The sequence below is a fragment of the Neisseria sp. HMSC078H04 genome, from assembly GCF_001838135.1.
In the GTDB taxonomy this organism is placed as follows: domain Bacteria; phylum Pseudomonadota; class Gammaproteobacteria; order Burkholderiales; family Neisseriaceae; genus Neisseria.
On record NZ_KV835843.1, the window covers coordinates 1 to 1,470 of the forward strand.

Below are 1,470 nucleotides of genomic sequence, written 5' to 3' on the forward strand. Positions count from 1 at the left end.
TGGTGTAACCGGCGGGGTCGGTGATGCTGATGGCGATTTGGTAGAGGCCGTCTGAAAGTTGGTTTTCAGACGACCTTCATGCTGACTAGTGATGAGATTGTTAAAGAGCAAATGGTTCAGACGACCTCAAAGAAGATAGTGAGGTCGTCTGAAAAGCGAAAACCGCGTGCGTGCGTTCCGCACACACCCTACGTCAGGACTGAAGGTTTTGTTCGGGCTACAGCATTTTTAGGAAATATATCTGGTTGCTGGCTATGGCTTGCTAACATAGAAAAAGTTCATCCAACACTTCTTTGATTTATATTAATCCCAATAACTGTCTAAATTGTTCAATTCCTTCCACTCTGCCAAAGAATAAAGAAAAGGCAAAGAAAAGTTTTCCAATATTTTGTCTTTTAAATTTTCTGACACCATAAATGCTCCTGAATAATTATGATTGGAAGACAATAAAATATCCTTATCCGAATTAGTGTATGCTTCAAGCGAAAAATCTTCTTCATTTAATCCTAAATCTGGGTAAACAATTTCATTCTCAATTTCCCAGCTAACTATTCTTATCAAATAATAGGTTTCATCTGTCAATAGCTCGCCTTTTGTATTGACAATCACTACCTTGCTCATGCCAAAATTATGTTCAAACCCGTATTTTTTAATAAATTCCAAAAAACGCTCTGACATAATAAAGAAGTCACTATATGGCAGAAAATCAAAAGTAACACTCCTTGCTTTTTTTAAGCAGACATAAACTTTTTCAGGCATTTTCGGGATTTCTTGTCCCTTTACAAACCAACTCCACGGAAAGTCAAAATCAGGATGCGTTTTCTTAGGGTTAAACTTCTCTGATATACCCACAGCTCCACTACTTACTCGTGGCAACCCCATTTTTTCTGCTTTATCCATGCTTTGTAGGGCATATCCCCATACTAGTAATTTTTTCATAATATCCTCCTAATCTAATCGTTTGGGCGAGTTGGTAGATCCGCACCCTCCAACGGATAAAGACTTACTTAAGCGTTTTTTCAACCTTTTTTGTAAATTCTGTACACGTTTTCGCGCTTGTGCTGCTGTAATCTTTCCTTGTTGAAATTCGCCTCTTATTTTTTGCAACTCGCGACTTACACTATCACTGTAGTTATTATGCGATCCTCGATGGAAAAATTCTCTAAGTGAACTTCGAGCATCTGCTTCAGTTGAAGGCATATACAGACCATTAGTCCAACTATCTCTGCCTAATCCTTTGCCTTTCATGCCAATACTGTTAAAAAATGCTTTGTTTTCTTTCCAAACCGCCTGTGGAATTAAATGGTGTGTCTGCCAAGAAGAAGCTGGACGGAACACTCCCTGAGATTCCATACTCTTACGCAAGCGATAGCCACTCTCCCCCAATGGGTCAATCCATTCTTGAGTATTTGGAGCAAACTGATACAGGTTATCCCCGCCCAACAACCCAATCGGGTCCTGATTCACAAA

General features: G+C 39.5%; 2 protein-coding genes. Both read right to left on the minus strand.

The annotated features are described in order from the left end of the window. Positions 1-303: 303 nt before the first annotated feature. Positions 304-939, minus strand: coding sequence for an Imm43 family immunity protein (locus tag HMPREF2560_RS05490; RefSeq protein WP_070608587.1), 636 nt, complete (start codon positions 937-939; stop codon positions 304-306). 9 nt (positions 940-948) lie between these two features. Beyond that, positions 949-1,470 (minus strand): AHH domain-containing protein (locus tag HMPREF2560_RS11255; protein WP_210400415.1); only part of this gene is annotated, 522 nt, incomplete at its 5' end.

Bases quoted from the DNA above. Each gene is read 5' to 3' on its own strand.
- HMPREF2560_RS05490 (WP_070608587.1), bottom strand. From the start codon at position 939: ATGAAAAAATTACTAGTATGGGGATATGCCCTACAAAGCATGGATAAA.